At 61.9% G+C, this 7,461-nt stretch carries 7 protein-coding genes and 1 pseudogene; 5 read left to right on the top strand and 3 right to left on the bottom strand.

What is annotated here, in order from left to right; translation table 11 throughout:
* Positions 1–268, bottom strand: a 268-nt coding sequence (locus tag BM396_RS31700) for a transposase (RefSeq protein WP_139239618.1), incomplete at its 3' end; no start/stop codon positions are given.
* 501 nt (positions 269–769) lie between these two features.
* Here BM396_RS31700 and BM396_RS31695 point away from each other — a divergent pair.
* Entirely contained in the window at positions 770–979 is a 210-nt protein-coding gene (locus BM396_RS31695; protein ID WP_043388260.1) for a hypothetical protein, read from the top strand.
* A gap of 911 nt (positions 980–1,890) precedes the next feature.
* Here the strand turns inward: BM396_RS31695 and BM396_RS32515 are convergent.
* Positions 1,891–2,220 (bottom strand): helix-turn-helix domain-containing protein, encoded by a 330-nt coding sequence (locus tag BM396_RS32515; protein ID WP_139239616.1) that lies wholly within the window; start codon positions 2,218–2,220, stop codon positions 1,891–1,893.
* 859 nt (positions 2,221–3,079) lie between these two features.
* Between BM396_RS32515 and BM396_RS31690 the strand changes: the two genes are divergently transcribed.
* The 3 genes from BM396_RS31690 to BM396_RS31680 all read left to right on the top strand — a co-directional run bounded on the left by BM396_RS31690 (position 3,080) and on the right by BM396_RS31680 (position 5,902).
* On the top strand, positions 3,080–5,230 hold the full coding sequence (locus BM396_RS31690; RefSeq protein WP_051976328.1) for an AAA family ATPase: 2,151 nt from the start codon (positions 3,080–3,082) through the stop codon (positions 5,228–5,230).
* Positions 5,230–5,436, top strand: a complete 207-nt coding sequence (locus tag BM396_RS31685) for a hypothetical protein (protein WP_043388259.1) — start codon at positions 5,230–5,232, stop codon at positions 5,434–5,436. Before BM396_RS31690 ends, BM396_RS31685 begins: the two co-directional genes overlap by 1 nt.
* A 139-nt stretch (positions 5,437–5,575) precedes the next feature.
* Positions 5,576–5,902: a DUF6634 family protein gene (locus tag BM396_RS31680; RefSeq protein ID WP_043388257.1), complete on the top strand. Its 327-nt coding sequence runs from the start codon at positions 5,576–5,578 to the stop codon at positions 5,900–5,902.
* 87 nt (positions 5,903–5,989) lie between these two features.
* Here the strand turns inward: BM396_RS31680 and BM396_RS31675 are convergent.
* A pseudogene (locus BM396_RS31675) lies at positions 5,990–6,345 on the bottom strand (hypothetical protein); the annotation flags it as partial.
* 32 nt (positions 6,346–6,377) lie between these two features.
* Between BM396_RS31675 and BM396_RS31670 the strand changes: the two are divergent.
* Positions 6,378–7,448 carry an IS630 family transposase gene (locus BM396_RS31670; protein ID WP_170867530.1) on the top strand — a complete coding sequence of 357 codons (1,071 nt, stop codon included), beginning with the start codon at positions 6,378–6,380 and terminating at the stop codon, positions 7,446–7,448.
* Positions 7,449–7,461: the final 13 nt, after the last annotated feature.

The following is a 7,461-nucleotide window of genomic DNA, read 5'->3' as shown; positions in this document are numbered from 1 at the left end:
CCTTGACCTCATCGGCGGTCGCGGCTCGGGCTGTGTCGCCAGCCAGCCGCTTCTTGCCAGCTTCCAGAAACTCCTTGGACCAGCCGTAGTACATTGAGGACGCGATGCCCTCGCGCCGGCACAGCTCGGCGATGCTGTCCTCACCGCGCAGGCCCTCCAGCACGATGCGGATCTTCTCCTCGGACGAGAACTGCCGACGTGTGGCCCGGCGGATGTCCTTGATCACGGCTTCTGCCGGCTTCCGCGCCGGCCCGGATGTCTGTTTCATCTTCGCTCCTGGGGGCTACGATGAACCAGCCATCCTCTGTTCGTGAAGAGCCTCAATCTGTCTCAGGGGTGCTGACGGCGGACAGTCGACGTCTTGGTAAAGACCGCGACCTTGGCCCCAATCCGATTCGCTTAATCGTTCATACAAAGGAACGAGAAACGCAACAGCTTATTGCTTGCGTCTGCAGCTATAGCGCACTCGGCAGACCATCGTCATCTTGGTCGGCTGCCACATAAGTGTGTCGAAGTCAACGGTTTCACAAAAATAAATATGTCGAGTCGACCATAAGGAACGGATTTTCGAGCTGGTCGAACATTATTCCTTTGTACCGAAGGATCAAAACATCAAATTTCGTGTTTCATTCCTTCAGATGTGGTTTCGTCAGTGGGCTGAGTGCACCCGTGAGCATTCCTTCGACATCTGTTAGGATGTCGCGTGAGTGTCGAGTGCGCGGGTACAGGGGACCGATTTTTCGGCCGATAAAATTGTTCGGTTTCGGGGGTGATTCGCCTCGTACAGAGGACGCTTGAACCGGCACTTCGGGTGCAGTTTTCTGGCGCGACGCGAATCACTCGGGCGCCGAACTTCAGCCTGGGCTTTCCCTTAACGGCCGTCGTCCAGCACGGGCGCCTGGTCCGCTTTAACTTTGGCGAGAAGACCGCCGATATGCTCGAAGCTATTTTGCGGCCGCCGGTTGCCATCGCGATCTGAAAGGCTGTTCAGACGGATTATTGTGTCAGGGCATAGCATCAATCCCAAGTCCAAAATCGAAAGCCCAAGGCATACAAGCGCCAGGATAGTATCGATCGGATCGGCTGAGGAATTCTGGATACAATTCGTTAGTTGGGATATGGGCAATCCACTGGGGTGTGCAGCCAGCCGCTCGAGAACGCGCAGCCTGTTACTGGGCGAAATTGGTGTTCGCCTGGTTGACCAGATGGCTCTAGCGTTAGACAGTGACGGTTCGGATAAAACGACGGACCGTTTCACAAATAGATGACTGTCTAAGAATTGAAGCTGGTTGAAATCTTCATCGCGCATGGCAGTCAATTGAAAAATCTCTCCGCCGCAATCTATGAAGAGATTTAAGCCGCCGTTAGGCCATTTGGTGCTGCAAGGACTTATTCCCGTCACGTATGGATTAAGAGTTAGTTGTATCAAGAGATCGTGGTGCCACCGCGCAGGATATAAGATCGGCGCTGATGTTTTGAAGGATCGAAATCCCGGCATCTGACCGGTATTTTTTGTCGTTTTAATGTATGGTCGGTCTGACAAATATGCTGATGACATGTCATTGACCCTCGAATGCAGCATCGGGTGTGCGACAAGATCGCTGGAAGCGCAATCCGGTACTCTGCAGTCGTCAGCCGTTTGGAATATCCCTCTATCAAACCGCGCAATCCAAACCGCGCTCGGGGAAGTCGTTTCCATTCGTCTCAACGAGGCTTGCCGCATGATAGAGGCAATATTTGCAGGCGCAATATGATATCTTTTCGGTGGTATTGCGGGTATCTCGAGCAAAACTTGGACCGAACAGATTTTTATTGTGAATCTTTTAATGAAGATGTGCATTCATATAATATTTAGCCAGCTAATAGGATTCCTTTTAATGCGTTCTTCCTTTAGCTGTTTTCTTTGATCCAAATTGTGATTGCCTGCTCGAATTCAGTTCCGCGGCCTAATTTTTCCGACTCCTTGCTTAGTCGATTAATGACCTTCACGACCTTGTCCGTAAATAATGCTGAAGAGATGTAGCCATCAGAGGCAGCTGCGTCAGGGCCAAATGGGAGTTCCAAGCTGGTCAACATGTCCAGAAGGTAGCTGACCTCCGAGGGGGGGCCACGATGCGCCCAGTAGTGAACCGTACGGAGCGCCACGCCCAACTCAGCCGCGAAACCGGTCTGGGTCCGGCGCAGCAGACGTAGGCGAGCCTTAAACTCTTCCCCTGTCATTCGATCTCGCGCGAGGAGGCAAGCCGCAGCAGATGCATCAGCCGTGCGGCACCGGCGCCGTTGCCGCGAGCCCACCGAGGCATGAGTGTTCCTTCCACTATATCGCGCTGGCAGTTGATTTCGAACTCCCTCCAAGCCAGACGGCCTCCAAACTGCCGCTGGTGCCCGGTGTGCGATCGGTCCTACCAGCGATGCCGCGAACACGTTTTGCGCGATGCCCAAATGGAAGCGTAAGTGCAGCAGATGCCAGACAGCTTGACCCGCCTATTTCGGCGCGTGTCACAACTCTTCTTGGTGTGTAGGGAAAATTATCCGTTTCAGACAGATTGCCAAAGTCGCTGCTCAGCTGGGAATATTGGTCTTGCTCTGCCCGAAATCTCGGGTCCAATCTATGGCGCGCTTGGTGAAATCCGGCGCCACTACTTGAGGTGCGCGACAAACCGCTCACACTGACCGGGCCATTCCGTAACGCGGAGGGATGCGCTCGTGGCAGGTCACCTGCCCGCAGCATGCGACTACGTGCTTCTGAGTTCGGCACGCACCCACCACGCGTTGCCACCGTATTGGTCTCCGACGCCATTCTTTCAGGTCCCCGAAGAGCCTGACGTTTGTACGAATGGGACGTAACGACACCATATTTGTCGCTCCTTAAGCGATGCCTCCCTTGTGGATATGTGCCGGTCGGCGCTGTTTTTGTTCATTTTTTGTTCTATAAACGTTCGTCGCCTGGTTTGAGGCGATCTCCTGATGCCGACGCCCGCCGAGCGCTCCGATCCCATCGAGCCAGCCGCGTCGCTGCAACCAATCCAGCCATCACGCTGACGGCCGGCGCCGCTGCCCGGCCGCGGGAGATTTCGTCATGTTGCCGACCTTAACGAAGCTGAACGACCAGCATCCAGACGCTAAGCCGTCTGATGCGCTTGCCCGTGCGTTCCTTCGAACCCTGGCACAGGAAGAGCGCAAGAACACTAAGTTCAAACGCGAATTCAGCTCGGATCCCGATTGTGACGACAGTAGCGACGATCCGGTCGAACTCATCCTCGCCCAGACCGAGGGCGAGAAAAAGGCCGAGCACGTGCCCATCCCGGCAGACCTCGCCGCGGTGGCCGTGCTGGTCGCTCGTGCCATCGAGGCCGAGGACGGCCTCGTTCGTCGTCTGCGGCGCGAAGCCCCGGTCGTTGTCATCACCACGCACATGCCGGATCTCGTCGAACCGGTGCGGGACGTCCTTGAAAAATGCGCCTTCCGACCCGGCGTCCGGGTGATGGATCTGAGCGGCAACAGAGCGGTCGCTCTGAAACCGACGCAGGCCGGCCTGCTCGTCCGCGACGGCTCGCAAAAGGAGCACAGACCCGATACTGGCAACCTCATGGTGGCCTCGGCGCTCCATGCGCGGGTTCCCATCGTTGGATGCGCACCCGATCCGATCCGCCAACTGCCGCGCGATTTCCTGCGCGCTGCCGAGCATCGCATCGCGCTCCCCGGCTTGGATCAGAGCACGCTCGACCTCATCATCGAAGCGGTCACCGGGGAAAGCCCAGCACGGCAGATTGATCCCGAGCTGGTTCGCACCCTCGACATCGCCGATTTGCCGATCGCATTCCGGGGTGCTGCCTCACCCGATGCCTGTATCGATGCAATCGCCCGGGTAATCGCAGCCAAAGCCCACTACCTTCAAACGGGTCCGACACTCGAGGAACTTGACGGGTATGGTGCAGCCAAGGATTGGGGCCTGGCAGTTGCTGCTGACCTGCAAGCCTATCGTCTCGGTCGCCTCGCCTGGGCCGAGATCGACAATCGGGGTTTGCTGCTGTCGGGCCCGCCGGGCGTCGGCAAGACCAGCTTCGCCCGCGCCCTGGCGAAGTCCGCTCGGGTTCCGCTGGTGGCGACCTCGGTCGCGGAGTGGAACGCATCGGATTACCTCTCCGGTACCCTGCAGGCGATCCGCAGAGTGTTCGCCCAAGCCCGGACCCAGGCGCCTTGCATTCTGTTCATCGACGAGCTCGACGGCATCTCCGACCGCGCACAGATCCGCGGCGAGCACGTCCAGTACTGGACCCAGGTGGTGAACCTGTTCCTCGAATTGCTCGCCGGCGTCGAAGAGCGCCCGGGCGTGGTCGTCGTCGCTGCCACGAACCACCCGCAGAACATCGATCCAGCCGTGAAGCGGGCGGGGCGCCTCGATCGCGAGATCGCGATCGAGCGGCCGAACACCACGAGCTTATTGAAGATCTTCCGGCATCATCTCGGCGCCGAGGCGCTGGCCGGAGATTCTTTGATGCCGCTCGCGCTCGCCGCGCGCGGCAAGACCGGAGCCGATGTTGAGGCGTTCGTGCGTCGAGCCAGGGGGGCGGCGCGCCGTGCCGGGCGCCAGATCGGCCTCGACGACATCCTGGCAGAGATCCGTCAGGGGCGGCTCGCGATGTCCCCAGACGCGCGACGACGCTCCGCCATCCACGAGGCGGGTCACGCGATCGTCGGCCGGTCGCTCGGCTGCGGAGCGCTCGTAGACCTGTCGCTCCACGACGGTGGTGGCCAGGCCCAGTTCGAGTACCCAGTCGACGGTGCTTCGACGCTGCCGCAGCTCGAGGCGACCCTCGCGACGATGCTCGCCGGACGCGTGGCCGAAGAGATCGAACTCGGTGGCGTCTCGATCGGCAGCGGCTTCGGCCCGGGATCGGATCTCGCCCAGTCAACGGCGCTCGCCCACGGCATCGACCTGCAGTTCGGGCTCGGCAAGCTCGGACCCTACTACGTCGACCCGGCCGAACGGCATATCTTCCTCGTAGGCGGGCTCGTCGAGACCGCTTCCGATCGGCTGCGGAGGGCTTACGCGCGGGCCCGTGCTGTCCTGGAAACGCAAACGACGGCGCTGCGGGCGATCGCCTCGGAACTTGCCGAGGTCGGCTACCTCTCCGCTCAAGACATCGACCGGATCATGCTGGATCACTCGGCGCCTGCGAGCTCGGCCGGAACGCCGGTACCGGCACTCGACATGGGGGCGGCCTGATGTTCGCGCTTCCTCCTGAGGCATTCGAGATCGGCGACCTGCAGCCGCTGGCCGAGGCCATCGAAGGCCTCTGCGCGATCCTCGACGGCGACCGTGAGGCTGTCATCGAAGGCTTGGCCGAGATCCTTAGACGACGCACTGCGTTCGAGGCTCTGAAGCGTCACACCCAATCCAGCCGCGACGCCTTGAAAGACCTGCGAGTCTAAGATCGGAGGCGTGTCGCGGCGAGGACGTTCGTTCCCCCGCCCCGCCCGACCACGCCTCCGACTGTCATCCACCACAAGCCAACCCCGAATCTCACACTCGAACCGGCCACATCGCGCGCCGGGGCGGCGGAGCATGTCCATGTCTGTCCTGAACCAAGGGCCCGGCCCCTTTCCCCATCTCGCGGAGATCGCGCGGAAGTACCGTGCCATCGCCGACGACCTCGATCGCATCGCCCGCGGCCGGCACCCGGGTCAGGATGAACTGCGCGATGCGCCGAGACTGTGGGAGTGGCGGGTGATCGCGTACCCCGTCCCCCATCTCGTCGGAATCGTCCTCGGCCATCCGCTGCTCAGGGACGGCGAGATCTGGACGAGCGAGCTCCTGACCTACGATCCCGAAAGAGGCTACGCCCGCACCCTGTCGAGGTTCTATCGGCTGGAATCGCCATCGTCCGATGGGGACTAATCCCCTCCGGGATTCCCGAGGCGCTCTCCGTCGGAGCGGATACCGGTTCGGCTTTAGCGAGCGCGTCGAATCGAGGACCAAGGGATTCTAACGCAGCGCGTGGTCGGCGTCCGCCCGCTCGATACTATCGCGAGCGGCGAGGCGAATGCCGGTAACGCTCAAACCCTCCGTCGCCGCACGGTCGAGGATCTTCCGCCGCGTCGCGATTGCCTGCGCCGGGTCGGTGTCCCAGATCACCGTCCAGTCCGGATGCGGCATCTGCAGCAGCCGCGAGTGGACGATGTCGCCCCGTCCTGAAGCACGAGTTCGGCGTTGGCGAAACGTGCGCGGCGGCTCGGCGTCAGGAGACCGCCGGCATAGTCGGCGTGGAGATGGCTTAGCCAGATCGTGTCAACCTGATCCAGCCGTGTCCGTCGCTAGTGCAGTGACGCGGACAGAGGATTCACGCGTCCGATGAGACGTGCGAGTCTGGGCCATGGCTCAGACGGTCTGTGTGCTTCTCGATGCGAGCGATGCGGCACGACTGGTTGCGATCGCCAGCGACCGCTCCCGCCCGCTCAAACATACCCAGCGTGCCCGCATCGTCCTGCTCTCGGCCGAGCGCTTTTGTGTCCAGGACGTCGCCCGGCGGGCGGGCGTCAGCCGCCCGGCCGTGTGGCGCTGGCAGCGGCGCTACGCCGAGGCTGGCGTCGAAGGTCTGCTGCGCGACAAGACGCGCCCGCCCGGCACGCCGCCCCATTCAACCGAGACGGTGGCCGAGGTACTGGCGCTGACCTGCTCGGAGCCGCCGGGCGAGGTCACCCACTGGACCGGCCGGGCCGTGGCCCGCGCGGTCGGGATCTCGTTGCGTGCCGTGCAGCGGATCTGGGAGGCTCACCGCCTCCAGCCGCATCGGCTGCGCACGTTCAAGCGCTCGCGCGACCCCGCTTTCGCCGCCAAGGTCGAAGATGTCGTCGGCCTCTACATGGCCCCACCCGCCCACGCGGTGGTGCTGTCCATCGACGAGAAGAGCCAGATCCAGGCGCTGGAGCGGACGCGCCCCGACCGTCCGCCTGCCCCCGGCCATCCTGCCGCCCAGACCCACGACTATACCCGTCACGGCACCACGACGCTCTTTGCGGCCCTCGACGTCCTGGCGGGCACCGTGCTCGGCCGCTGCATGCAGCGCCACCGGAACGGTGAGTTCATCCGGTTCCTCAACGCCGTCGAATCTGCTGTCCCGTCCGGCAAGGCGATCCACGCGATCCTCGACAACGTCGCTACCCACAAACATCCGAAGGTGCGCGCCTGGCTCGCCCGGCACCCGCGCTGGACGTTCCACTTCACCCCGACTTCGGCCTCGTGGCTCAACGCGGTCGAGGGCTTCTTCTCAGCGCTGACCCGTCGTCGGCTGCGGCGAGGCTCCTTCACCGGCGTCGTCGATCTGCAGGCGGCGATCAAACGCTACATCGCCGAGCACAACCAGCGCGCCAGACCCTTCGTCTGGACAAAGCCCGCCACCGATATCCTCGAAGCCGTCGGCCGATCCCCTGAACCATCCGTCTGAGTCAGTGCACTAG

Source organism: Methylobacterium sp. UNCCL125 (assembly GCF_900116795.1).
Lineage (GTDB): Bacteria > Pseudomonadota > Alphaproteobacteria > Rhizobiales > Beijerinckiaceae > Methylobacterium > Methylobacterium fujisawaense.
Note: the sequence above shows the minus strand (reverse complement) of the source record. Positions and strands in the feature narration are given on the sequence as shown.

Coding starts and splice junctions, on each gene's coding strand:
- BM396_RS32515 (WP_139239616.1), bottom strand. CDS start 2,220: ATGACAGGGGAAGAGTTTAAGGCTCGCCTACGTCTGCTGCGCCGGACC.
- BM396_RS31690 (WP_051976328.1), top strand. CDS start 3,080: ATGTTGCCGACCTTAACGAAGCTGAACGACCAGCATCCAGACGCTAAG.
- BM396_RS31685 (WP_043388259.1), top strand. CDS start 5,230: ATGTTCGCGCTTCCTCCTGAGGCATTCGAGATCGGCGACCTGCAGCCG.
- BM396_RS31680 (WP_043388257.1), top strand. CDS start 5,576: ATGTCTGTCCTGAACCAAGGGCCCGGCCCCTTTCCCCATCTCGCGGAG.
- BM396_RS31670 (WP_170867530.1), top strand. CDS start 6,378: ATGGCTCAGACGGTCTGTGTGCTTCTCGATGCGAGCGATGCGGCACGA.